This window comes from Agrococcus carbonis (assembly GCF_900104705.1).
Taxonomy (GTDB): domain Bacteria; phylum Actinomycetota; class Actinomycetes; order Actinomycetales; family Microbacteriaceae; genus Agrococcus; species Agrococcus carbonis.
Window position 1 is genome coordinate 1,679,889 of the sequence record NZ_LT629734.1, and the last position, 21,867, is coordinate 1,701,755.

The 21,867-nt window shown below is 70.4% G+C and carries 25 protein-coding genes; 16 read left to right on the forward strand and 9 right to left on the reverse strand.

Annotation, left to right across the window (positions count from 1 at the left end):
• The first annotated feature begins 117 nt into the window (after positions 1 to 117).
• The 5 genes from dctP to BLT67_RS08160 are packed head-to-tail and all read left to right on the forward strand — an operon-like array spanning position 118 to position 4,413.
• Positions 118 to 1,224 carry a TRAP transporter substrate-binding protein DctP gene (dctP, locus tag BLT67_RS08140; protein ID WP_092666556.1) on the forward strand — a complete coding sequence of 369 codons (1,107 nt, stop codon included), beginning with the start codon at positions 118 to 120 and terminating at the stop codon, positions 1,222 to 1,224.
• Between the two features lie 17 nt (positions 1,225 to 1,241).
• A complete protein-coding gene (locus BLT67_RS08145) occupies positions 1,242 to 1,772 on the forward strand; it encodes a TRAP transporter small permease (RefSeq protein WP_157674279.1) in 531 nt (176 codons plus the stop codon).
• Positions 1,769 to 3,181, forward strand: a complete 1,413-nt coding sequence (locus BLT67_RS08150; RefSeq protein ID WP_092666558.1) for a TRAP transporter large permease — start codon at positions 1,769 to 1,771, stop codon at positions 3,179 to 3,181. Before BLT67_RS08145 ends, BLT67_RS08150 begins: the two co-directional genes overlap by 4 nt.
• Positions 3,182 to 3,185: 4 nt before the next feature.
• The gene (locus tag BLT67_RS08155) at positions 3,186 to 4,112 is read left to right on the forward strand and encodes an NAD-dependent epimerase/dehydratase family protein (protein ID WP_092666559.1); all 927 of its coding nucleotides are present in this window, start codon (positions 3,186 to 3,188) and stop codon (positions 4,110 to 4,112) included.
• Positions 4,102 to 4,413: an antibiotic biosynthesis monooxygenase family protein gene (locus tag BLT67_RS08160; protein WP_092666560.1), complete on the forward strand. Its 312-nt coding sequence runs from the start codon at positions 4,102 to 4,104 to the stop codon at positions 4,411 to 4,413. The genes BLT67_RS08155 and BLT67_RS08160 overlap by 11 nt, the downstream gene beginning before the upstream one ends.
• Positions 4,414 to 4,455: 42 nt before the next feature.
• Here BLT67_RS08160 and BLT67_RS08165 read toward each other — a convergent pair whose 3' ends face one another.
• On the reverse strand, positions 4,456 to 5,367 hold the full coding sequence (locus BLT67_RS08165; protein WP_092666561.1) for an NAD(P)-dependent oxidoreductase: 912 nt from the start codon (positions 5,365 to 5,367) through the stop codon (positions 4,456 to 4,458).
• Between the two features lie 133 nt (positions 5,368 to 5,500).
• Between BLT67_RS08165 and BLT67_RS08170 the strand changes: the two genes are divergently transcribed.
• From BLT67_RS08170 to BLT67_RS08185, 4 genes are all read left to right on the forward strand, one after another.
• Positions 5,501 to 7,264, forward strand: a complete 1,764-nt coding sequence (locus BLT67_RS08170; protein WP_092666562.1) for a circularly permuted type 2 ATP-grasp protein — start codon at positions 5,501 to 5,503, stop codon at positions 7,262 to 7,264.
• Entirely contained in the window at positions 7,264 to 8,193 is a 930-nt protein-coding gene (locus tag BLT67_RS08175) for an alpha-E domain-containing protein (RefSeq protein WP_092667588.1), read from the forward strand. Before BLT67_RS08170 ends, BLT67_RS08175 begins: the two co-directional genes overlap by 1 nt.
• A complete protein-coding gene (locus BLT67_RS08180) occupies positions 8,190 to 9,035 on the forward strand; it encodes a transglutaminase family protein (RefSeq protein ID WP_092666563.1) in 846 nt (281 codons plus the stop codon). Before BLT67_RS08175 ends, BLT67_RS08180 begins: the two co-directional genes overlap by 4 nt.
• Before the next feature lie 288 nt (positions 9,036 to 9,323).
• Entirely contained in the window at positions 9,324 to 9,608 is a 285-nt protein-coding gene (locus BLT67_RS08185; RefSeq protein ID WP_092666564.1) for a DUF2277 domain-containing protein, read from the forward strand.
• Positions 9,609 to 9,629: 21 nt separating this feature from the next.
• Here the strand turns inward: BLT67_RS08185 and BLT67_RS08190 are convergent, their stop codons facing one another.
• From BLT67_RS08190 to BLT67_RS08200, 3 genes are all read right to left on the reverse strand, one after another.
• Positions 9,630 to 9,857: a helix-turn-helix domain-containing protein gene (locus tag BLT67_RS08190; RefSeq protein WP_092666565.1), complete on the reverse strand. Its 228-nt coding sequence runs from the start codon at positions 9,855 to 9,857 to the stop codon at positions 9,630 to 9,632.
• The gene (locus BLT67_RS08195) at positions 9,857 to 10,519 is read right to left on the reverse strand and encodes a hypothetical protein (RefSeq protein ID WP_092666566.1); all 663 of its coding nucleotides are present in this window, start codon (positions 10,517 to 10,519) and stop codon (positions 9,857 to 9,859) included. The genes BLT67_RS08190 and BLT67_RS08195 overlap by 1 nt, the downstream gene beginning before the upstream one ends.
• A gap of 162 nt (positions 10,520 to 10,681) precedes the next feature.
• Positions 10,682 to 11,659: a Gfo/Idh/MocA family protein gene (locus tag BLT67_RS08200; RefSeq protein ID WP_092666567.1), complete on the reverse strand. Its 978-nt coding sequence runs from the start codon at positions 11,657 to 11,659 to the stop codon at positions 10,682 to 10,684.
• Positions 11,660 to 11,731: 72 nt separating this feature from the next.
• Here BLT67_RS08200 and BLT67_RS08205 point away from each other — a divergent pair, with 72 nt between their 5' ends.
• A complete protein-coding gene (locus BLT67_RS08205) occupies positions 11,732 to 11,977 on the forward strand; it encodes a hypothetical protein (RefSeq protein WP_092666568.1) in 246 nt (81 codons plus the stop codon).
• Here BLT67_RS08205 and BLT67_RS08210 read toward each other — a convergent pair.
• From BLT67_RS08210 to BLT67_RS08220, 3 genes are all read right to left on the reverse strand, one after another.
• The gene (locus tag BLT67_RS08210; RefSeq protein WP_157674280.1) at positions 11,974 to 12,474 is read right to left on the reverse strand and encodes a hypothetical protein; all 501 of its coding nucleotides are present in this window, start codon (positions 12,472 to 12,474) and stop codon (positions 11,974 to 11,976) included. The two genes, BLT67_RS08205 and BLT67_RS08210, sit on opposite strands and share 4 nt — an antisense overlap.
• Before the next feature lie 326 nt (positions 12,475 to 12,800).
• Positions 12,801 to 13,295: a hypothetical protein gene (locus BLT67_RS08215; RefSeq protein WP_092666570.1), complete on the reverse strand. Its 495-nt coding sequence runs from the start codon at positions 13,293 to 13,295 to the stop codon at positions 12,801 to 12,803.
• 207 nt (positions 13,296 to 13,502) lie between these two features.
• Positions 13,503 to 13,829, reverse strand: a complete 327-nt coding sequence (locus BLT67_RS08220) for a hypothetical protein (protein ID WP_092666571.1) — start codon at positions 13,827 to 13,829, stop codon at positions 13,503 to 13,505.
• Between BLT67_RS08220 and BLT67_RS08225 the strand changes: the two genes are divergently transcribed.
• Together BLT67_RS08225 and BLT67_RS08230 are read left to right on the forward strand one after the other, a co-directional pair.
• Positions 13,828 to 14,019 carry a hypothetical protein gene (locus BLT67_RS08225; protein WP_092666572.1) on the forward strand — a complete coding sequence of 64 codons (192 nt, stop codon included), beginning with the start codon at positions 13,828 to 13,830 and terminating at the stop codon, positions 14,017 to 14,019. The two genes, BLT67_RS08220 and BLT67_RS08225, sit on opposite strands and share 2 nt — an antisense overlap.
• A gap of 147 nt (positions 14,020 to 14,166) precedes the next feature.
• Positions 14,167 to 14,616 carry a YbhB/YbcL family Raf kinase inhibitor-like protein gene (locus BLT67_RS08230; protein ID WP_092666573.1) on the forward strand — a complete coding sequence of 150 codons (450 nt, stop codon included), beginning with the start codon at positions 14,167 to 14,169 and terminating at the stop codon, positions 14,614 to 14,616.
• Here BLT67_RS08230 and BLT67_RS08235 read toward each other — a convergent pair.
• A complete protein-coding gene (locus BLT67_RS08235; protein ID WP_092666574.1) occupies positions 14,613 to 15,452 on the reverse strand; it encodes a serine hydrolase in 840 nt (279 codons plus the stop codon). The genes BLT67_RS08230 and BLT67_RS08235 overlap by 4 nt on opposite strands.
• A gap of 7 nt (positions 15,453 to 15,459) precedes the next feature.
• The gene (locus BLT67_RS08240; RefSeq protein WP_092666575.1) at positions 15,460 to 17,169 is read right to left on the reverse strand and encodes a cell wall-binding repeat-containing protein; all 1,710 of its coding nucleotides are present in this window, start codon (positions 17,167 to 17,169) and stop codon (positions 15,460 to 15,462) included.
• A 242-nt stretch (positions 17,170 to 17,411) separates the two neighbouring features.
• Here BLT67_RS08240 and BLT67_RS08245 point away from each other — a divergent pair, with 242 nt between their 5' ends.
• The 4 genes from BLT67_RS08245 (at position 17,412) to BLT67_RS08260 (ending at position 21,814) form a co-directional block, all read left to right on the forward strand.
• Positions 17,412 to 18,773 carry an NAD(P)H-dependent oxidoreductase gene (locus BLT67_RS08245; RefSeq protein WP_092666576.1) on the forward strand — a complete coding sequence of 454 codons (1,362 nt, stop codon included), beginning with the start codon at positions 17,412 to 17,414 and terminating at the stop codon, positions 18,771 to 18,773.
• A 109-nt stretch (positions 18,774 to 18,882) separates the two neighbouring features.
• On the forward strand, positions 18,883 to 19,437 hold the full coding sequence (locus BLT67_RS08250) for a TRAP transporter small permease (protein WP_157674281.1): 555 nt from the start codon (positions 18,883 to 18,885) through the stop codon (positions 19,435 to 19,437).
• An 8-nt stretch (positions 19,438 to 19,445) separates the two neighbouring features.
• Entirely contained in the window at positions 19,446 to 20,765 is a 1,320-nt protein-coding gene (locus BLT67_RS08255) for a TRAP transporter large permease (protein ID WP_157674282.1), read from the forward strand.
• Between the two features lie 32 nt (positions 20,766 to 20,797).
• Positions 20,798 to 21,814 carry a TRAP transporter substrate-binding protein gene (locus BLT67_RS08260; RefSeq protein WP_092666579.1) on the forward strand — a complete coding sequence of 339 codons (1,017 nt, stop codon included), beginning with the start codon at positions 20,798 to 20,800 and terminating at the stop codon, positions 21,812 to 21,814.
• The last annotated feature ends 53 nt before the right edge of the window (positions 21,815 to 21,867 follow it).

A 21,867-nucleotide genomic window follows, 5' to 3' on the forward strand; every position in this document is an offset into this window, starting at 1 on the left:
TATCGATGCGACATGCATTGAGTATTGGACTCGCATCAATCAGCCTGGAAGCATGAAGCATCCCCAAGCACAACGGGGGCCCGCGATCGGCGGGCAGAACGACGCAAAGGAGCGATCGTGAAGAACTTCAAGAGGGCGGCGGCCGTGGCCGCGGCCGGCATGCTCGCGATCTCGATGGCGGCGTGCTCGAGCGGCGGCCCCGGCGGCTCGTCCGCCGCGCCGCAGGGCGACGGCGAGGCTCGCCAGCTGCAGCTCGCGACCTACCTCGGTCCGGAGACCCCCTACGGTGCGGCGCTCCAGTGGGCCGTCGATGAGCTCGAGCAGCGTAGCGAGGGCGACCTCACGATCGAGGTCTACTGGGAGGGCGCGCTGCTCGGCGGGCCCGACGTGCTCTCCGGCGTCGCGCAGGGGCGCGCCGACATGGGGCTCACGACGCCGAACTACAGCCCGGCCGAGCTCCCGCTCACGCAGATCATGACGCTCCCGTTCGTCACGAGCGACGTCGCCGGTGTGCAGGATGCGTTCATGGAGCTGTACAGCTCCAACGAGGCCTACCAGGCCGAGTGGAACGACCTCGGTCTCCACATGCTCAACGTGCAGGCGGTCACGCCCGTCATCATGCTCGGTCGCGACGCGCCCTCCGGCTACGACTGGATCGCCGGCAAGTCGCTGCGCGCGACGAGCCTCATGGGGAACGCGGTGCAGGCGGCGGGGGGCAATCCCGTCGCGCTCGCGCTGCCCGAGGTCTACGAGTCGGCGCAGCGCGGTCTCATCGACGGCGTCACGTCCCTCAACCTCGGCACGGTGCCCTCGACGAGCCTGCAGGAGCTCGTGCCCCACGTCGCCGACCCGGGCGCAGGCATCTACTCGCTCACCAACGTTTTCATCAACCAGTCGACCTACGACTCGCTCTCGGCCGACCAGCAATCTGTGCTCGACGAGGTCATGCTCGACATGAACGACGAGTACCTGTCGGTGCTGCAGGAGTTCGACACCGAGGCGTGCGACCTCATCCTCGAGGCCGGCGGCTCGGTGACGATCTGGGACGAGAGCGAAACGCAGGAGTGGGCCGACGCGGTCGGCGAGACCGCGTTCGACTCGTGGCTCCAGGCGGCGGGCCCCGACGGCCAGGCCTTCTACGACGAGTACCTCTCGCTCGTGGAGTCGTCCGAGGGCAGTGCCGACTACGTCGATGGCATGGCGGCATGCGCCGACCGAGACTGAGCTGAGAGGTGAACGCGATGCGAGCAGCGCTCGAGCGCTTCACCCGATGGGTGACGCTGCCACTGGGAACGGTGGCCGGCGGGATCGTGATCCTGCTGATGCTCCTGACCGTCGCCGATGTGGCGATGCGCAAGCTGTCAGGGCGGGGCGTGCCCGGCACGCTGGAGTACAGCGAAGTCCTGCTCGTCATCGCGGTCTTCCTGGCGATCGCCGCGGCACAGGCGCGCGGCTACCACGTCAACACCATGGTGCTCACGCAAGCGCTGCCCCTGCGGGTGCGCCGTTGGGTCGAGCTCGTGGGCGCGATCGTGGGCGCGGTCGTGGTGGCCACGATGGCGATCGTCTCGGTCGAGGCGGCGCTCGTGTCGTTCCAGACCGGTGAGTATCGCTTCGGACTGGCGCACGTGCCGATCTGGCCCGCGCGCGTCGCGCTCGCCATCGGCCTCGTCCTCTTCGTCTTCGAGTACATCCGCAGCTCCTTGGAGCGGTTCCTCGACAAGGAAGACCACACGCTCGCCGAAGAGCTTGCTGAAGGGCACCAAGCATGAACGCCGACGTCATCCCCATCACGGTCGGAGCGCTGACCGTCCTCGTCGCGCTGATCCTCATGGCGCAGCCCATCTGGGTCGCGCTCGCGGCGGCGGGCGGCATCGGTCTGCTGCTGCTCGACGGCATGGATGTCGCGGCGAGCGCGGTCGGAGCCGACGCGTTCAACGCGACGGCGAGCTACGCGCTCGTGATCATCCCGATGTTCGTGCTCATGGGCGTGCTCGCCGGCAAAGCCGGGCTCGCCGAGGACCTGTTCACGATCTCCGAGCGGCTCACGCATCGCCTCCCGGGCGGCCTCGGCATCGCCACGATCGTCGCGTGCGGTGGCTTCGCCGCCGTGACGGGCTCGAGCTCGGCGACCGTCGCGACCGTAGGCCGCATCGCGGTCGACCAGATGACCTCCCGCGGCTACAAGCCCAACTCCGCGGCCGCACTCGTCGCGCTCGGCGGCACGCTCGGCGTGCTCATCCCGCCGAGCATCATCATCGTCGTGTTCGCGTCGATGACCGGCCTGTCCGTGGGCAAGCTCCTCATCGCGTGCGTCATCCCCGCGATCATCACGATCATCGTCTACTCGGTCACGGTCATGATCATGTACAAGCGCGGCAAGCTGACCGTCCCGGGATTCGCGACCGAGTCGATCCCCGCGCGCCTCGTCGAGCGGCAGCTCGCGGCGTCGCGCTCGACGGCGCTCCTGACGAAGCCCGCGAAGCTCGAGGCGCCCGCCGTCTCGCGCAAGCACGTCGTCGGCTCGCTCTACGTCGCCGTCATCTTCCTGGTCGCCATCGGCGGCATGTACGCGGGCCTGTTCACGGCGACGGAGTCTGGCGCGGTCGCGGCGTTCGTGGCGCTCGCCATCCTCTTCATCCGCGTCGTCCCGAAGGGCTGGCGGCGCACGTGGACCGATGTGAAGGACGCGGTGATCGACGCGGGCGGGCTCAGCGCGATGATCTTCGCGCTGCTCGCCGGCGGCGCCATCTTCGCCTACTTCCTCGTGAAGACCGGGCTGCCGAACCAGCTGGTGCGCACGATCACGTCCTCAGACCTCTCGCCGATGGTCGTCGTGATCATCTCGCTCGTCATGATGCTCATCCTGGGGTGCTTCCTCGACTCGATCTCGATCATGGTCATCGTCATCCCGCTGCTCTGGCCCATCCTCGACACCATGGGCGTCGACGGCGTCTGGTACTGCATCCTCGTGGTGAAGGCGATCGAGATCGGCCTCGTGACGCCCCCCTTCGGCATCAACGTGTTCGTCGCCTCGGGGCTGCGCAAGGACATCACGCCCGAGGGCGTGTTCCGCGCCGTGCTGCCGATGGTGCTCGCCGAGTTCGTGGTGATCGCGATCCTGCTGCTCTTCCCGGACCTCGTCACCTTCCTGCCGAACCTGTCGGCCGTCACCGAGTAGTCGCGTGCGCGTCTTCCTCACCGGCGCCTCCGGTTACATCGGCGGCAGCGTCGCCAGGAGGCTGCTCGACGACGGGCTCGTCGTCCGCGGCCTGACCCGCGACGCCGGCAACGCGCGAGCGCTGCGCGAGATGGGCATCGAACCCGTGGTGGGGGAGCTCGACGACCTCGAGCTGCTGCGCGTCGAGGCGATCCGCGCCGACGCGGTCGTGCACTGCGCGCACGCCGATCATCGGGCGTCCGCGGATGCGCTGGTGTCAGCGCTGGAGGGAACGGGCAAGCCGCTCGTCCACACGAGCGGGTCGAGCGTCGTCGGCGACGACGTCAAGGGCGCCCGGTTGTCGGAGGCGATCTACGACGAGGCGTCGCAGTTCCCGGTCGACGAACGGAAGCGCGCTCGGCAGGAGCTGAACGACGCCGTACTCTCGGCAGCATCGCGCGGCGTCCGCAGCTCGATCGTCTGCCCGTCGCTCATCTACGGGACAGGCCGCGGCATCCGCAGGGACAGCATCCAAGTGCCCTTCCTCGTCGAGCAGGCAATGCGCAGCGGCGTCGTGCGCGTCGTCGGCCGCGGCGTCAACCGCTGGTCCACCGTCCACATCGATGACCTCGCGGATCTCTACTCGCGCGTCCTCGCGCACGCCCCCGCCGGCGCCTTCTACTTCGCCGAGCACGGAGAGAGCTCCTTCGCCGAGATCGGCGTGGCGATCGCCGACCGGCTCGGCCTCGGCGAAGTGCAGTCGTGGGACGCGGACGAGGCGGCCGAGCGGTGGGGCGCCGCGCGCGCGTACTTCACGTTCGGCAGCAACAGCCGCGTGCGCGCAGTGCGCGCGCGCGACGAGCTGGGCTGGGCGCCGCGGCACGGATCGGTGCTGCGCTGGATCCGGGAAGACCTGGAGATCGATGAGGAAGGAGCGCCGCATGGTGCTTGAGGTGGCAGACCTGCGAGCGGCGGACGGCGGGGGCGAGGCATTCGAGTCGACCATCCGCCACGGGCTGGATGCGGTCCTGTCGACGTCCAGAGGGTTCGTCGGCTACCAACTGCGCCGTTCCGTCGAGAGCCCCGACCGATACCTGCTGATGATCGAATGGGCCTCGGTCGAGGACCACACGGTGGGCTTCCGTGAATCGGCGGCGTACGAGCAGTGGAGCGCGATCGTGCGGCCCGTCTTCCGCGGCGCGCCGAACGTCGAGCACTTCGCGCTCCGCGCCTCCTCGACCAGCGAGCGCTGACGCGAGCGCGCAGCTCGACTGCGCATCGACGGGACTCGGCCCTCAGGGACTCGGCTCCGAAGCCGGGCCGCCCGCGAGTCGTCCCTGCGCGACGGGCGGGTCGGCGATGCACGCGTCGTCCTCCTTCGCCCAGCCTTGCTCCACGGCGCGCCGGTAGACGTCCCAGGTCTCGTCCAGCAGCGGGATGACGGCGCCTGCCTCCCGAGCGGCCTCTCGGATGAGGGTCGAGTCCTTCGCGATGATGGCCGTGACCGTGTCGGTCGCGCGCTCGTCGCGAGGCTGCGCCATGCGCAGGAAGCGGCTCTCGAGCATCCACGACTGCGCCGCTCCTGAGCGGAGGATCTCGAAGACGCGGTCGAGCGGCAGCTCCAGCGCCCGGGCGAAGTTGATGGTCTCGGCGACAGCGGTCGCGTTCACGCACGCCAGGTGATTGTTCACGAGCTTCATCGATTGCCCGTCGCCGACGGCGCCGACGTGCTCGATGCGGCCGAGCCGCTCGAGCAGCGGTCGCACGGCCTCGAGGGCGGCGCGGTCGGCGCCGACGAGCTGCACGAGGGTTCCGGCCTCGGCCCCGGCGATGCCGCCGGTGACCGGGCAGTCGATCACCGCGATGCCGCAGGACTGCAGCGCTCCCGCGGTCGCGCGCACCGCATCCGGACCGATCGTGCTCATCACGATCACGTGCGACGGCGCGCGGTCGCCGCGCATGTAGGCGCTCGCGACCACCTCGTCGACCTGCTCCGCGCTGACCACCATGAGGACCGCGACGTCGCGCTCGGGCAGTTCGTCGACGTGGCTCGCGGCGACCATGCCGAGGGCCGCGATCCGCTCGCGCTGCGGCTCGAACGGATCGACGGCGATGACGTCGTGCCCGGCCTCGTGCAGGCGGCGGGCGATGGGTAGCCCCATCGCTCCTGCCCCTATGACGGCGATGCGCTGTGCAGCTCGTGACATGCGCGCTCCTTCTGTCTTGTTGTGACCGTAGGCGCGTCTTGGTCACTGGCCAAGACGGAGTGACTCACGCATTGAGACGACCGGCGTGCCCGCGATCGGGTTGCCCGGAGCGCGCACCGTTAGGCTCGCCGACATGGGCGACCTCTTCGACGACTACGACAAGCCCTTCGCGAATCCGCGGAAGCGCGAGGGCCGGCCGTGGGATGAGATGTTCGAGGAATCGGGCGCGCCGCGCGCTCCCTACAAGCCCCTCCACGACGCGCTGAGCGAGATGACGAAGGACGACCTGCGCGAGCGCGCCGACGCGCTCGCGAGCTCCTACCTCGCGCAGGGCGTCACCTTCGACTTCGCCGGCGAGGAGCGGCCGTTCCCGCTCGACGCGATCCCGCGCATCATCACCGCGAGCGACTGGAAGCACGTCGAGTCGGGGGTGCAGCAGCGCGTGCGGGCGCTCGAGGCGTTCCTCGCCGACATGTACGGGCCGCAGCGGGCCGTCGAGGACGGCATCATCCCCGCGAAGCTCATCTCGACCTCGACGCACTTCCACCGCCAGGCCGCGGGCGTCGTCGGCGCGAACGGCGTGCGCATCCACGTCTCGGGCATCGACCTGATCCGCGACCAGCTCGGCGAGTGGCGCGTGCTCGAGGACAACGTGCGCGTGCCCTCGGGCGTCTCGTACGTCATGTCGAACCGCCGCGTGATCGCCCAGACCCTGCCCGAGATGTTCTCGTCGATGCGCGTGCGGCCCGTGGGCGACTACTGCGACAAGCTACTGCACGCGCTGCGGAACGCGGCGCCCGCCGGCGTCGACGACCCGCGCGTCGTGGTGCTCACCCCCGGCGTCTACAACTCGGCCTACTTCGAGCACACCCTCATCGCGCGCCTGATGGGCGTCGAGCTCGTCGAGGGCCGCGACTTGTTCACCTCGGGCGGCCGCGTCTACATGCGCACGACCGAGGGCCCCGCGCGCGTCGACGTCATCTACCGCCGCGTCGACGACGACTACCTCGACCCGCTGCAGTTCCGCGCCGACTCGATGCTCGGCAGCCCCGGCCTCATGCTCGCCGCCCGCCTCGGCAACGTGACGATCGCGAACGCGGTCGGCAACGGCATCGCCGATGACAAGCTCGTCTACACCTACGTGCCCGAGCTCATCCGCTACTACCTGTCGGAGGAGCCCATCCTCAAGAACGTCGACACCTGGCGGCTCGAGGAGCCGGGCGTGCTCGACGAGGTGCTCCCGCGCCTCCACGAGCTCGTCGTCAAGCCCGTCGACGGCTCCGGCGGCAAGGGCCTCGTCGTCGGCCCCGACGCCACGCCTGAGGAGCTCGAGGCGCTCAAGCAGCGGTTGCTCGACGACCCGCGCGGCTGGATCGCGCAGCCGGTCGTGCAGCTCTCGACCATCCCGACCCTCGTCGAGGACGGCGTGCGCCCCCGCCACGTCGACCTCCGCCCCTTCGCCGTCAACGACGGCAAGGATGTGTGGGTGCTGCCGGGCGGCCTCACCCGCGTCGCGCTCCCCGAGGGCCAGCTGGTCGTCAACTCGTCGCAGGGCGGCGGCTCGAAAGACACGTGGGTGCTCGCCGGCGCCCGCGAGCAGATCCCGGTCGTCGACCACGACGCGGAGTTCGGCGCATCGGGCGAGCCCATGACGCGGCCCGTGCCGGTCGTGACGGCCGGCCACGAGCATCCGCAGGACCAGTCGCCGCAGGACGCGCCGAAGCGCACCGGCCAGGCCGAGGAGCAGCAGCAGCAGCGCGCGACCTACCCCGCCGGTCGAGGAGCGCACGCCGGAGGCGCGCGCGTCACGAGACCAACCGCCGCACCAGGTCTCGATACGCGGCCTTCGGCCGCTACTCGACCAGCGCTCGCCCCGACGGAAGGCGCCCAGCAATGATGCTCAGCCGCATCGCCGAGAGCCTGTTCTGGATCGGCCGCTACATCGAGCGCGCCGACGGCACCGCCCGCATCCTCGACGTCTACCTGCAGCTGCTGCTCGAGGACGTCGCGGTCGACGAGGACACCGCGTGCCGCGCCCTGCTCGGCGTCATGGGCCACGAGGCGCCGCCCGAGCGGAAGCTCACCCGCACCGACGTGGTGAACTTCCTCGCGATCGACCGCACGCAGACCGCATCCATCGCCTACTCGGTCAACGCCGCGCGAGAGAACGCCCGCCGCGCGCGCGAGACCATCTCGACCGAGCTGTGGGAGGTGCTGAACGCGACCTACGCGGGCATGCCCCGCCGCGTCAACACCGAGCAGGTGCACGCGATGTTCGGATGGGTGCGCGAGCGGATGGCGCTCGCGAGCGGCATGGCCGACGCCACCTCGAGCCGCGACGACGCGTGGAGCTTCTTCACGCTCGGCCGCTACATCGAGCGCGCCGACATGGTCGCGCGCCTCCTCGCGACGCGGGCGCTGACCGAGGCGAGCGGGCCGTCCTGGACGACGATCCTCCGCTCCGTCGGCGCGTACGAGGCGTACCTGCGCACCTACCGCGGCGTGCCCTCGAGCACCAACGCGGCCGAGTTCCTGCTGCTCGACCGGCTCTTCCCGCGCTCGATCCTCTTCTCGGTGCGCGGCGCCGAGCAGTGCCTCGAGGACATCGAGCCGCGGCGCGAGCGCGTCGGCTACGTCGGGGCGGCCGAGCGGATGCTGGGGCAGATCCGCGCGGAGCTCGAGTTCCGGCCCATCCAGGAGATCATCGACGACCTGCCGACGGTCATGGACAAGGTGCAGACCACCACGACGGCGGTCTCGAACGCCGTGCGGGAGCGCTACTTCCCGACCCACAACATGCCCGCCTGGACGAGGGAGGCATCGTGAGCCGCATCCGCATCCGCCACACCACCGGCTACCGCTACGAGCAGCCGGCGGTCGCGAGCTACAACGAGTCGCGCATGCTGCCGTCGACGAGCGACGGCCAGTTCGTCATCTACTCCAACCTCGACATCCGGCCGAACACGTCGGTCAACAGCTACGAGGACTACTGGGGCACGACGGTCGTCTCGTTCGACGTGCTCGCCCCGCACACCGAGCTGCAGCTCACCGCGACCTCGCTCGTCGAGGTGCGCCCGCGCCTGACGGGCGGCCGCGACCTCTCGTGGGAGCAGCTCGAGAAGGTCGCCCAGCGCGCGACGCAGTACGTCGAGCAGCTCGGCCAGACGCCGCGCACCCGCCCCACCGACGACCTGATGCGCACCGCCCGAGAGATCGCGGATGCTTCGGAGACGCCGGGCGCCGCCGCCGCGGCCATCGCACGGATGGTCGGCGACGAGATGGAGTACATGTCGGGCGTCACGCACGTCCACACGCTCGCCTCCGAGGCATGGCCGACCCGCAAGGGCGTCTGCCAGGACATCGCGCACATCACGATCGGCGCCCTGCGGGGTGTCGGCATCCCCGCGCGCTACGTCTCGGGCTACCTGCATCCGCGCCCGAACGCGCAGATCGGCGAGACGATCCGCGGCGAGTCGCACGCGTGGGTCGAGTGGTTCACGGGCGAGTGGAACGCGTGGGACCCGACGAACCTCATCGACATCGGCGAGCGCCATGTGAAGGTGGGCCTCGGCCGCGACTACAACGACGTGCCGCCGCTGCGCGGCGTCTACGCGGGCGCCGGCAAGAGCCAGCTCTTCGTCTCGGTCGAGATCACGAAGGAGTCCTGACCGGGCCACTCCGCAGGTCGAGGAGCGCCCCTCCCCGCTGGTCGAGGAGCGCCCGGGCTTCGCCCGGACGCGTCACGAGACCGCCAGCCCCCTCGCTGGTCGACTAGCCGCCCGCAGGGCGGCGTATCGAGACCAACCGCCCCACCCCGCCGGTCGAGTAGCCGCCCGCAGGGCGGCGTATCGAGACCCACCGCCGCCCCTCGCCGGTCGACCAGCCGCCCGCACGACGGCGCATCAGACCCACCACCCCTCTGGCGCGCCCACCCCACCCCGCCTACCGTGACTGCCATGTGCAGGAACATCACCGAGCTCCGCGGCCTCGAGCCCGCCGCGAACGACGAGGAGGTCGAGGCGGCCGCCCGGCAGTACGTGCGGAAGGTGTCGGGCATCACGCATCCGACCGACCGCACGCGAGACGCCTTCGAGCGCGCCGTGCACGAGATCGCGCACATCACCCAGCACCTGCTCGACGACCTGCCCGAGCGGCGGCAACCGCCGAAGACGGTGCCGCCGCTCCGCAGGCCCGAGGTGCGCGCCCGCATCGCGGCCCGCGAGGCGGCCGCCGCGCGCTGACGAGAACCGGGGAGGTGCGGCTCAGTCCTCCAGCACCAGCAGGTCGCCGATCTCGCAGTCGAGGGCTCGGCAGATCGCGGTGAGCGTCGAGAACCGGATCGCCCGGCCGCGGTCGTTCTTGAGCGCCGACAGGTTGGCGAACGTGATGTCGACCGCGCGGCTCAGCTCGGTCAGGGTCATCCCGCGCTCGTCGAGCAGCTCATCGAGCCGGCAGTGCACGCCGGTGGGCTCGTCGGCCTTGCGGGCCATCAGATGAGCCCCCGGGTGTCCTCCTGCAGACGCGCGGCACGCCCGAGCAGCAGGGCGGCGAGCCCGGTGACGGCGCCGAGGGCGAGCAGCGAGAAGTCGATGCTCTGCCAGTGCGGGGCCGGTGCGATGACGATCGTCTCGTCGGATTCGCCGAAGACCGGCGTCGTGTACTCCGTCGGCATGCCGGCCGCCTCGATCGCGACCACGGTCGCCTGCGCCTCGAGCATCGGTGCCGCGACCGACACCGCGAGCATCCCGATCGCGAGCACGCCGAGCGACACGGCAGTGCCGACGCCGAGGCTCCGGCGGCGCAGCAGCTGCACCGCGAGCCAGATGACGACGAGTCCGGCGAGCACCCCGATGGCGTAGCGCGACCCCACCCCGATCGACTCGAGCAGCATCGCAGTGGCGTCGGGGGTCTGCGGGACGAAGAACACGGTCGCGTACTGCACCTCGGCATCCGCGACGATGTCGGGCCGCACGTCGACCGGGCTGGCGACGAGCACCTCGTAGGACGGAGTGCGGTTGATCGAGTGCGTGATGTGCAGCGCGGCGAGCGCGAACGTCCACAGCAGGCCGATGGCGGCGGCGACGATGACGGCGATGAGGCCGCCGCGGCCGAGTGCGCGACCGACCGCCCGGTCGAGGTCCACCTTGCTCATGACGGCTCCTATCTCGTTCATCGGTATATCGATAAACGAGACAGTACGGTCGCGTCGGCTCTCGCGCAAGGGTTGATCGCATCCGGATGATCAGGACCGACGACCCGTCGTCCGCCCGGTGTGCACCGATCCCTACGAGGCGTCCCGCGACTGCGGCGTCGGTCAGCCGCGCAGCTGCCGCCGGATCTCGTCCATCACGCGCATGATCGCGACGCTCTCGTCGAGCGGCATGAGCTCGCTCTCGAGCCGGCCCGAGGCGATGCAGCGCTCGACCTCGGCGGCCTGGAACTGCATGCCTCGCCCGTCGCGCTCGGGCTCGTAGCTCTCGACGAGCGCGCTGCGATCGCCGCTGCTGCGGCGCGAGTAGCGCACCCACTCGTAGAACGACGGCTGCAGCTCGATGACGCCGGCGGTGCCGACGACCGTCGCGCTGTTGGCGCCGAGCGCCTCCATCGAGAAGGTCACCGTCGAGATGCCGCCGCCCTCGTGGTCGAGGATCGCCGCGCCGCGGTGGTCGACGCCCGCGTCGTCGACCACGCCGGACGCCTGGATGCGCGTGACCGGCCCGAGCAGGTCGTGCGCGAGCGAGACGCAGTACACGCCGAGGTCGAGCAGCGCGCCGCCGCCGAGGCTCGGCTCGATCATCCTGCTGCCGGGGGAGAGGTCGAGCACCTGCGAGTGGTCTGCGGTGACGCTCAGCAGCTCGCCCAGGTCGCCCGCTGCGATCCGCTCGCGCACCGCGACCATCGTCGGCAGGAACCGCGACCACATCGCCTCCATGACGAAGACGCCTCGCGCGCGGGCGGCATCCGCGAGCGTCTGCGCCTCGTCGCCCGTGATCGTGAACGCCTTCTCGACCAGCAGGTGCTTGCCCGCCTCGATCGCGAGCAGCGCGTGCTCGAGGTGGTGCGAGTGGGGCGTGGCGACGTAGATGACGTCGACGTCGGGGTCGTTGACGAGCGCTTGGTAGCCGTGGTGCGCGTGCGGGATGCCGTGCCGGTCGGCGAAGGCGCTGGCGCGGTCGGCGTCGCGGCTGCCGACCGCAACGACGCGATGGCCGCGTGGGATGAGATCGCGGGCGAAGGCGCCGGCGATGCCGCCCGCGCCGAGCAGGCCCCAGCCGAGCGAGGTGGTGGGCATGCGGCGACTCTACGGCGCGATCTCCGTCGCCAGGCGGAGTCGGTGCACCGCGCGCCGCTCTACCGTGGAGCCATGGCAGGGAAGCGCGACCGCACACCGATGGTCGGCGTCGGCATCGCCATGGGCATCGCGATCGGCGTCGCGATCGGTGTCGCGCAGGACAACCTCGCGCTCTGGATCGGCGTGGGCGCGAGCATCGGGATCGCCCTCGGAGCGGCCTTCAGCGCGTCGGGCGACGCCGGGCCCGGCGACGATGCCGCAGGCGATCAGAGCCCGCTCGACCCCGCCCCCAACGGCGACGAGCCGCCGTCGCGCTAGCCGCAACCCGGCGCGGACGGACTGGCCCGGCAGTCGCCGTCGGTGAGCACGGTGTCGACAGCGAACACCTTCACGGCGACCGCCGGTGCTTCCACCGGCAGCGTCCCGGGCACGGCGAACCACCCGCCGCCGGCATCGACCTCCGCTGTGAAGATGACGGTGACGGATGCGGTGACGTCGTCGGTGCTCGAGTACGTGTGGCTCGTGGTCGTCTCCGTCCAGGACTCCTCGGTGCCGCGCCAAGGTGCGCCCGAGGCCTCGCTCTCGTGCACGGTGCCGTCGCCGTAGTCGAACCGGTACGACGTCGGCGTCCACCGCACCCGAATCGCCATGTCGAAGAGCTCGCCCTCCATGGTGTGCGACTCGGCCGTCGCGTAGAAGTTGGTCGGCGTGCCCACGACGCCCCAACCGTCTGGCTCGACCACGAGCTCTCCCGCGACCGGCGCGAACCGAGCGATGTCGGCCATCGTGATCGCGGGAGCGGCTTCTTCATCCACGGTTTCGGCAGGTTCCGCCGGTACTACGACGGGCGCGGTGTCGTAGTACCGCGCGCAGGCCGTCGGGTCGTCCCACGTGGGACAGGGGTCGTTGTAGTTGGGCGTCGAGCCGCCGGCCGCTGGGGGCCGGGGGCGGGCAACTCCTTCTACTTCCGCTGGAGGCGCGCCTTGTCCGGGAATGCGACCGCCGACGACGAGTTCGCCGGTTCCTGGATCGATGCTGCAGTTTCCTGTCGCGACGAGCACCGGAGTGCAGCGGTCGTTAGCCGCGTGCCAGGGACCCGCGACCGGTCCCGTCACAACCGCCGCGGCAAGTGCCACAGCTGTTACGCCCCACATACCGAGTCGTCTGTCGTCGGCTGCAGATCGTCCAGCAACAGCGAGTGGCCTTCGACATCTCGAACGAAGGTGGCGCTCCACGGAACCAGTCCGCTGGGTTCAAGCGCTCGTCCATCAGCATCCGTGGACTCGATCTGGCGGCCATCAGTGCACAACGACGCCGAGACGGAGTCGGTGGAAACGTCAGTGAGCTCAATGTTGGTCAGCGCGAGAACGCCCCGGCTGACCTGCCCAGAATCGAGCACGGCTTGGATGTCGGCAGCCCATACGGTCGCCATCTCAGCCGTTGCGAAGGCCTCAAGCTCTCGAGCGGACGTCGTGCCAGACGCGAACTGGCGATCGACCGTCGCGTAGAAGCCCTCGAAGGTCGCGCGCACTTCCGCCGCCACTTCTTCGTCAGTCGGTTCCCCGGGCGAGCAGCCGACGAGCACCAGCGCCGCCATCGAAGCGAGCGCAACACCGGGAGCGAGCCGACCGAGCATGCGGGCAGGTTACGCGAACCGTCCGGCCCAGCCGGTGGGTTCTCCACAGGCCGAGCCGAGCGGCGCGGTCTCCTCGCCACGCTCGCCTCAGAAATTCATCCAAGAAATCTGTGACTTGGGCTTGCATTTCCTGCTCGCGTCGTTATACCTTCGTCATCGCGATCTTCCGCCACCGAGAAAGAGAGGAGCTCGCCATGTTTGACACGATCACCATGACCGCTGGGCCCCTTCTTCCGGGCGGGGTCTCCTAGCGGCCGAGCGCAGCGGCTGAACGACGCGGTAGCCTCCGAGCACCGCTTCTGCCAGGCGACACAACGCCTGCTTCCCCTGCGTCCGCCCCCGCAACACCGCACTGCTGTGACGCGCGTCCGTCGCGACCTCTCGGTCGTCGCCTGACGCATCCGTCGCAATTCCACGCATCCGCAACTGCAATACGCGGTGCAATTCGATGCGCTCAAGAACGATCATCCATTCCTCGATATCGCGCGCCCAAAGAAGGCGCGATATCGCCATGCCAGAAAGCAGAACCACCATGTCGTACGCAGCACGCAGACTGCCTGCAGCCCGCAAGGCAGCACTCAGCGCTTCGCAGCTGCTCGCACGCTGGGCCCTCACGGCCGAGATGAGCGAGCAGCGTCGTCGGGAGGACCTCGCCTACGAGCAGGCACTCGAGGCTCGTGAGCAGCGCCGGCTCGACTCCGTCGCACGCCAGCTGCTCGCGTGAGCGCCGCACGAGCGGGGCCGTCCCATCGGGGCGGCCCCGCTTCTCTGCGTGGGGGAACGATCGCGTCGGCTACCGCGGCCCCAGCAACCGCCAGTGACCGGATGCCATGCTCGGATCCCGAGCTCACCGCAATGGAAGGACGACTCCATGGGCCTCAACATCGCCGATCTCGCGATCTCCAGCGACGACCTCACCGCCGGCGGCCGCATCGACGACCGCTTCACCGCGGACTTCGACAACGCGCTGCCGAGCCTCACGGTGACCGGCGTGCCGGACGGCGCGGTCGAGCTCGCGATCGTCGTGCACGACCCGGATGCGCCGCTCCCGCACGGCTACACGCACTGGACCGCCTACGGCATCGCCCCGCACGACGGCGTCGTCGACCCAGCGGCCGTGCGCACGGGACCGAACGAGGAGGGCGAGCGCGCGTGGTTCGGCCCGCAGCCTCCGGTCGGCCACGGCGACCACCACTACTACTTCTGGGTGTACGCCCTGTCGCGCCGCGTCGAGGGTGAGCCGACCCGCGAGGAGTTCCTCGAGCGGTACGGGGACGCGATCCTCGAGCAGAACCGGCTCGTCGCGACCTACTCGCGCTAGCGCTCCGCGTCGAGCAGCGCGCGCATCGCCGCGCCGAGCCCCCGCATCGAGGCGAGCACCGCGTCGCGCGCGTCGACGCCCGGCTCCCACTCGGCGATCGCCGCGTAGACGAGGCCGCGCCGAGCGCCGCGCACGATCCCGGCGTCGGCGCGCACCTGCGCATCCGTGCCCGTCTTGTTCAGGAGGCGCAGGCCCTCCTCGTGACCATGCGCGAGGGGGTCGGCGCCGAACGCCGACGCGACCATCGACAGGTCGAGCGAGTGCCTCAGCCACGCGAGCGCCCGTGCGCCGACCGCGGGCGTCCCCACCGTGCCGGCGTCGAGCCGAGCGAGCAGGTCGACCGCGCCTGCGGCCGAGACGCTGCTGAGCGGGGTCGGGTCGGATGCGTCGGGCGCATCGCGCACCGGGCGGTGCAGGCGCACCCCGTGGATGCCGAGCCGTGCGCACTCGCGCGCCACCGCATCCGCCCCGGTGCCTGCGGCACGGCCCTCGCCCTCGCCGAGCCGGTGCAGCAGCACGTTCGTCGCGAGGTTGTCGCTCGCGGCGCCGACGAGCACTGCGGCGTCGGCGACCGAGAGGGTCGGCTGCGCGAGGTGCTGCCAGAGGCCTGAGTCGGCGACCGGCGGCACCGAGGCGCGATCGAGCCGCTCGTCGGGCGCGAGCTCGCCCCGTTCGATGCGGGCCGCGACCGCGACGAGCAGCGCGAGCTTGCCGAGCGAGGCCGCCGGAAGCGCCCGGTCGGGCTGGTGCGCGAGCAGCACCTCGCCGGTCGCGAGGTCGCGCACGAGCACCGACCACCGGGCGAGGTCGGTCAGGGGCGCGGCGGCCAGGCGCATCGAGGCCTCAGCGCGCCGTCACCTGCAGGCGCCAGCTGTCGTCGCCGGTGCCGTCGGAGTCGATCACGATGAGCGAGGGGCCGGCGTCGATCGCGCCCGTCACGCTCTGGCCGCCGGAGCCCTGCAGCACCTCGTAGTCGCGCCAGTAGTAGAAGCTCACCTGCTGGATGGAGAGCGAGTCGCCGAGCACCGTCGTGCGAGCCCACGCGTCGCGCCCGCCCCACAGGCCCACCGCATCCTCGGTGCCCGACCAGCGCAGCATCGGCGTGTGGCGCAGGTCGCGCACCGTGAGCGACCACGCGCCGTCGGCCTCGACGCGCAGGTAGCGAGGGGCCGGATCGGTGCGGAACTCCGAGAGGAACACGCCCGTCGCGCCGCGCGTGCGGTCGCCGTAGTCGAGCAGCGGCCAGTCGTGCGGGCCGAGCCCGGCGTCGAGCGACTCGACGCTCACATCGGTGCCCGCGTGGGTGAGCGTCACGACGCCGCTGCGCGCGCCCGCGGGCAGTGCGATCAGCGTGCTGCCCGCCTGGCCGGACGCGCGGATGCCGCGGAACGTGCCGTAGCGCTGGCCGGCCCACTGCTGCTCGCGCGTGAAGCTCGTCGCGTTGGCGAGGGGCTGGCCCATCACGGTGCCGGGTGCGAAGCGCGGCGTCGTGCCTGCGTAGCTGCCGCCGCCGCAGAGCCGGAAGCGCAGCGCGTCGCTCGTGATCCAGTGCTTCGTGCCGATGCCCGTGATGCGACGGACGTCGAGGCGGTCGACCTGCTGCGCGATGGCGCCGTGAGCATGGCACGTCCGCCCCGACAGCATCATGATGCTGTCGAGCTCGGTCGCGAGCACGGATGCGCCGATGGTGTCACCGTGGCCGTTGCCGGCGATGAGGAACACCCGATCGGCGCCCACGCCGTAGACGAAGCGGTCGACCACGGCCGCGTTCGTGCGGTAGCGGTCGCTGCCGTAGATGCGCTCCACGTCGCCGGGTATCAGCTGGTACAGCGCGTCCATGTAGGCCTCGGGCAGCACCGAGCGCGAGCCGATGAAGAAGACCTGGCCGGCTTCCTGCAGCACGGGCGCGACGCGCTGGGCCCACCGCGAGGGGGTGCCCATCGCCGGGATCAGCGGAGCGCCGAGGCGCGCGGCGACGTTTCCGGTGGCAAGGCCGTCGGAGTAGCCGTTCTGGCCGATGATGAACGCGACCGGCCCCATCTGGCCGTTGGCGCGCTGCAGGTCACGCGCGAGCGCCAGGGCGCTGTCGACGCGATCGCCGCTGTTGGTGCCGACGCGCCGGATCGTCGCGCGGGGGAGGATCGCGCGGACGCCCGCCCATAGGCGGTCGCTCAGCACCGAGCGGCTGCCGACGACGTTGACGGTGCGGGGGTTGAGGCGGCGCAGCTCGGCGGCGACGACCGACGGCACGGAGTCGCGTCGCACCATGAGCACGTGCGCGTCCGCGGCCGCCGCGGCAGGCGGCACGGCGAGCGCGTCGCCGCCGGACTCGCCGGAGGTGAGGTAGACGGTGCTCGCGCCACCGAGCTGCTGCGACATGAGGGCGCTCGTGGCGTAGAGGTCCTTGCCGCCGATCCAGTCGAGGCTGCGCGGCAGCGTCGCCTGCGCGGCGCCGACCGGCAGCAGCGTCGCGGCGATCGTGACGACCGTCAGGGCGGCGGCGAGCACCAGCAGGCGGAGGGGGCGCGCAGCAGCGCGGGGCGTCGGGGGCATCGGTGACCTCGGGAGAACCCCGAGGACATGGGACGGCGCGCTCGGGAGCACTCGCTGGGGTGCCGTCACCCGGATGCTATGCGGGGTCCCGCGAGCGGAGCCGCGTCCGTTGCGGAAACGTTACGGAGCACCGACGCCGGGTGCCTCCGGCGATGCGGCGCGTCGTTTGACACACCCTCGGCAGCGTCCTACTGTTAACAATCCAACAAGGATGTCGATCTACTACTGCAAAGGGGCAGTCCATGAACCTGCACACGCTGCTGCAGCGTCGCGCTGCGGAGGCCGGACCCATTCGCGTCGGCGTGATCGGCGCGGGCAAGTTCGCCTCCATGTTCCTCACGCAGGCGTCGGTCACGCCCGAATTCCACGTCGTCGGCGTCGCCGACATCGACATCCCCAAGGCGAAGGAAGCACTCGCCCGCACCGGTTGGAGCGCTGAGCGCTTCGCTGCGACGAGCCTCGACGAGGCGGCGCGCACGGGGCTCACGGCCGTCATCGACGACTCGATGGCGCTCGTCGCGCATCCCGCCGTCGAGGTCATCCTCGAGATCACCGGCAACCCGATCGTCGGCACCGATCACGCGATCGCTGCGATCGACAACGGCAAGCACGTCATCATGGTCAACGTCGAGGCCGATTGCATGGTGGGCCCGCTGCTGCAGCGGCGCGCGGCCGCCGCGGGCGTCGTCTACTCGATGGCCTACGGCGACCAGCCCGCCCTCATCTCCGAGCTCGTCGACTGGTGCCGCACCGTCGGCTTCGAGGTCGTCGGCGCGGGCAAGGGCACGAAGTACCTGCCGGAGTACCACTACTCCACGCCCGACACCGTCTGGGAGCACTACGGCTTCACCGACGAGCAGCTCGCCTCGGGCGACTTCAACCCCAAGATGTTCAACTCCTTCCTCGACGGCACGAAGTCGGCCATCGAGATGGCGGCGGTCGCGAACGGCACGGGCCTCACGCCCCAGCTCGACGGCCTCGCCTTCCCGCCCGCCGGCGTCGACGACCTCCCGCACATCTTCCGGCCGCAGTCGCTCGGCGGCGCGCTCGAGCACTCGGGCACCGTCGAGATCGCCTCGAGCCTCCACCGCGACGGCAGCGAGGTCGAGCGCGACCTGCGCTGGGGCGTGTGGGTCACCTTCGAGGCGAAGACCGATTACGCCGCGCAGTGCTTCGCCGAGTACGGCGTCAAGACCGATGCGACGGGGCGCTTCGGCTCCCTGTTCCGCCCGTACCACATGATCGGGCTCGAGCTGGGGGTGTCGATCGCGAGCGCGGTGCTGCGCGGGGAGGCGACCGGCGCCCCCACCGGCTTCCGCGGCGACGTCGTGACGACCGCGAAGCGCGACCTCAAGGCGGGCGAGACGCTCGACGGGGAGGGCGGCTTCACGGTCTTCGGCAAGCTGCGCCCGGCGAGCTTCTCGCTCGAGCACGAAGCGCTGCCGCTCGGCCTCGCCCACGGTGCGAAGCTCATCCGCGACGTGCCGAAGGACCGGACCGTCTCGTGGTCGGACGTCGACGCGGATGCGTCGCTCGCCGCCGTCCGGGTCCGTCGCGAGCTCGAGGCGGAGTTCCGTGCGGAGCACGCCGTAACGATCGCGTAACTGGTGACAGTCCTACTGTTGACATCAAGCGCGGCACCTTGCTTCACTCGGTGACGGCGCCGACGTCATGACCGCCGTCCCGGGCGCACATCTCGCAAAGGAGCGAACCATGCCAGCACTGCTCGAGCGCATCCTCACGCTGCTCGACCGCGTCGTCCAATGGGTGTGCGTGATCGCGCTCGCGACGGTCACCATCGCGGTCAGCTGGCAGGTGCTCACGCGCTACGTCACGCGCGACTCCGCCACCTGGACGGTCGAGGTCGCGTCGCTCGCGTTCGTCTGGCTCTCGATGTTCGCGATCGCGCTCGGCGTGCGTCAGGGGCGCCACATGGTGCTCGACATCTGGGAGTACGTGCCCGAGCGCCGCTGGCTGCGCATCACGATCACGACGGTGGCGAGCCTCCTCGTGCTCGCCACGCTCGTCGCGCTCACCGTCTTCGGCATGGAGGCGCTCCCGAGCGCCATGCGACGCAACATGCCGGGCACCGATCTGCCGTTCGGCCTCATCTCGCTCGCGGTGCCGGTCGGCAGCGCGATCGCGGCGATCTTCGCGGTCGAGGCGTGGTGGAAGCTCGTGCGCGAACCGGATCCCGAGGTCGATCCGCTGCCGTCGGCAGTGCTGTTCCAGTCCGAGGAGGACACGATGGTGAAGGGCGAGATCTGATGGGCCCCATGCTGCTGGGCAACTTCGCCGGAGCGATGCTCCTGCGCGTGCCGATCGGCTTCGCGCTCGCGCTGGCCTCCCTGATCACCATCTGGCTGATCACCGACACCCCGCTCGCGATCGGCGCACAGCGCATCGTCGCCGGCATCACGCCGTTCGCGCTCCTCGCGATCCCGCTGTTCATCCTCGCCGGCGGCATCATGAACGCGGGCGGCATCACGAAGCGACTGCTCGACCTCGCCGACTCGATCGTCGGCGGGATGCGCGGCGGGCTCGCGCAGACGAACGTGCTGTCGGCGCTGTTCTTCGGCGGCATCTCGGGCTCGGCCGTCGCCGACATCTCGAGCCTCGGCCGCATCCTCGTGCCCGCGATGAAGGCGCGCGACTACAAGGCCGCGTACACGGCTGCGGTGACCGCCGCGGCGCCGATCGTGGCGCCGATCATGCCGCCGTCGATCACGATGATCGTCTACGGCGTCGTCTCGGGCACCTCCATCGGGCAGCTCTTCTTCGCCGGCATCATCCCCGCGATCCTCTACATCGCGATGGTGATGGTCACCGTGCACCTGACGGTGCGCAAGCAGGGCTTCACCGACGAGCTCGTCGCCAACACGACGAACATCGACCTCATCGGCAAGACGCCGAAGGAGGAGCGCCCGCCGTTCTGGCCGTCGCTGCTGGGCGCCCTGCCTGCGCTGCTGCTGCCGCTGCTCATCCTGGGCGGCATCCGCTTCGGCTGGTTCACCGCCACCGAGGCCGCGGCCGTGGCCGTCGTGTACGCGCTCGTCGTCGGGATCTTCGTCTACCGCGAGCTGACGCTCAAGAAGCTCATCGCCTCGCTCGCCGAGTCGTCGCTCATGGTCGGGCTCATCATGCTCGTGCTCGCCGCGGCGCAGCTCTACTCGTGGGCGCTCACCTCGGGCCGGGTGCCGCAGGCGGCGGCCGGCGCGATCTTCGGCTTCACCGACAACCTCGTCGTGCTGCTCATCCTCGTCAACATCCTGTTGCTCATCGCGGGCATGTTCATCGAGGCGAACGCGGCGCTCATCATCATCACGCCGATCCTCTACCCGGTGCTCACCGAGATGGGCGTCGATCCGGTGCACCTCGGCATCATCATCGTCGTCAACCTCGGCATCGGCCTCATCACGCCCCCGGTCGGCATCGCGCTCATGCTCTCGGCCGAGATCGCCAAGGTGAAGTTCATCGCCGCGATCCGCGCCTCGTGGCCGTTCCTGCTGTGCGGGCTCGTCTACATGATCCTCATCACCTACATCCCGCAGATCTCGCTGTGGCTGCCATCCGTGCTGATGGTCAGCGGCGAGTGACGCACCGATCAAGCCCCTAGGAAGGAAACACCATGCGCAACTCCATGAAGGCACTCGCGGGCGTGGGCATCGTCGCCCTGGCGCTCACCGGCTGCTCGGCGTCCGGAGGCGACCCCGGCTCGAGCGGCGACGCGAGCACGGGCGACGAGACCTACACCCTCGTCCTCGGCCATGCCGGCTCGACGACCGACCCCCGCCAGTGGGCCGCCGAGCAGTTCGCTGAGCGCATCGAGGCGGCGACCGACGGCCGCGTCACCGTCGAGGTGCACTCCGACTCGACCCTCGGCACGTGGGAGGAGATGATCGACGGCCTCCAGATCGGCAGCACCGACATCGTCATCGAGTCGCTGCTCTCGCTCGAGGCGTACACCGACCTCGCATCCGTCGAGACCGCTCCGTTCCTCTACTCGAGCGACGAGCAGTTCTTCGAGGTGTGGGACGGCGAGCTCGGCGACGAGATCCACTCGGCGGTCACGGAGGCCTCGGGCTACGCGACGCTCGGCAACATGTTCCGCGGGTCGCGCGAGCTCACGAGCAAGGAGCCCGTGACCTCGCTCGAGGACCTGGAGGGCATCACGATCCGCACGCCGAGCGCGCAGACGATGCTCGACACCTGGAACGCGCTCGGCGCCCGGGCTGAGGCGCTGCCGTTCAACGAGGTCTACTCGGCGCTCGAGTCGGGTGTGCTCGACGCGCAGGAGAACCCGCTCGACGCGATCCTGTTCAACTCGATCCACGAGGTCGCGCCGAACATCACGTGGACCGACCACATGTACGCCAACTACCACTTCATCATGTGGGACGAGGCGCTGCAGGGCTACCCGGAGGACATCCGCACGGCGATCCAGGACGTCGCCGCCGAGGTCGGCCAGGAGTACACCGAGAACACGGTGACGAACCTCGCCGACTACCAGTCGCAGCTCGAGGAGGGCGGCGCAACGTTCCACGAGCTCGAGGACCGCGAGGCCTGGGTCGAGGCGACGCAGCCGGTCGTCGACGGCCTTCCCGACCAGGTGCAGACCTGGGTCGAGCAGATCCGCGCCATGTGAGCCGCGACGGCGGGGGTGCGCGCACGCCCACCCCCGCCGTCGTCCCCGTCGCG

What these genes read in the sequence shown, in the direction of transcription:
- BLT67_RS08145 (WP_157674279.1), top strand. Translation starts at nt 1,242, where the DNA reads ATGCGAGCAGCGCTCGAGCGCTTCACCCGATGGGTGACGCTGCCACTG.
- BLT67_RS08150 (WP_092666558.1), top strand. Translation starts at nt 1,769, where the DNA reads ATGAACGCCGACGTCATCCCCATCACGGTCGGAGCGCTGACCGTCCTC.
- BLT67_RS08160 (WP_092666560.1), top strand. Translation starts at nt 4,102, where the DNA reads ATGGTGCTTGAGGTGGCAGACCTGCGAGCGGCGGACGGCGGGGGCGAG.
- BLT67_RS08165 (WP_092666561.1), bottom strand. Translation starts at nt 5,367, where the DNA reads ATGTCACGAGCTGCACAGCGCATCGCCGTCATAGGGGCAGGAGCGATG.
- BLT67_RS08170 (WP_092666562.1), top strand. Translation starts at nt 5,501, where the DNA reads ATGGGCGACCTCTTCGACGACTACGACAAGCCCTTCGCGAATCCGCGG.
- BLT67_RS08175 (WP_092667588.1), top strand. Translation starts at nt 7,264, where the DNA reads ATGCTCAGCCGCATCGCCGAGAGCCTGTTCTGGATCGGCCGCTACATC.
- BLT67_RS08185 (WP_092666564.1), top strand. Translation starts at nt 9,324, where the DNA reads ATGTGCAGGAACATCACCGAGCTCCGCGGCCTCGAGCCCGCCGCGAAC.
- BLT67_RS08190 (WP_092666565.1), bottom strand. Translation starts at nt 9,857, where the DNA reads ATGGCCCGCAAGGCCGACGAGCCCACCGGCGTGCACTGCCGGCTCGAT.
- BLT67_RS08195 (WP_092666566.1), bottom strand. Translation starts at nt 10,519, where the DNA reads ATGAGCAAGGTGGACCTCGACCGGGCGGTCGGTCGCGCACTCGGCCGC.
- BLT67_RS08200 (WP_092666567.1), bottom strand. Translation starts at nt 11,659, where the DNA reads ATGCCCACCACCTCGCTCGGCTGGGGCCTGCTCGGCGCGGGCGGCATC.
- BLT67_RS08205 (WP_092666568.1), top strand. Translation starts at nt 11,732, where the DNA reads ATGGCAGGGAAGCGCGACCGCACACCGATGGTCGGCGTCGGCATCGCC.
- BLT67_RS08215 (WP_092666570.1), bottom strand. Translation starts at nt 13,295, where the DNA reads ATGCTCGGTCGGCTCGCTCCCGGTGTTGCGCTCGCTTCGATGGCGGCG.
- BLT67_RS08225 (WP_092666572.1), top strand. Translation starts at nt 13,828, where the DNA reads ATGTCGTACGCAGCACGCAGACTGCCTGCAGCCCGCAAGGCAGCACTC.
- BLT67_RS08220 (WP_092666571.1), bottom strand. Translation starts at nt 13,829, where the DNA reads ATGGTGGTTCTGCTTTCTGGCATGGCGATATCGCGCCTTCTTTGGGCG.
- BLT67_RS08230 (WP_092666573.1), top strand. Translation starts at nt 14,167, where the DNA reads ATGGGCCTCAACATCGCCGATCTCGCGATCTCCAGCGACGACCTCACC.
- BLT67_RS08235 (WP_092666574.1), bottom strand. Translation starts at nt 15,452, where the DNA reads ATGCGCCTGGCCGCCGCGCCCCTGACCGACCTCGCCCGGTGGTCGGTG.
- BLT67_RS08240 (WP_092666575.1), bottom strand. Translation starts at nt 17,169, where the DNA reads ATGCCCCCGACGCCCCGCGCTGCTGCGCGCCCCCTCCGCCTGCTGGTG.
- BLT67_RS08245 (WP_092666576.1), top strand. Translation starts at nt 17,412, where the DNA reads ATGAACCTGCACACGCTGCTGCAGCGTCGCGCTGCGGAGGCCGGACCC.
- BLT67_RS08250 (WP_157674281.1), top strand. Translation starts at nt 18,883, where the DNA reads ATGCCAGCACTGCTCGAGCGCATCCTCACGCTGCTCGACCGCGTCGTC.
- BLT67_RS08255 (WP_157674282.1), top strand. Translation starts at nt 19,446, where the DNA reads ATGCTGCTGGGCAACTTCGCCGGAGCGATGCTCCTGCGCGTGCCGATC.
- BLT67_RS08260 (WP_092666579.1), top strand. Translation starts at nt 20,798, where the DNA reads ATGCGCAACTCCATGAAGGCACTCGCGGGCGTGGGCATCGTCGCCCTG.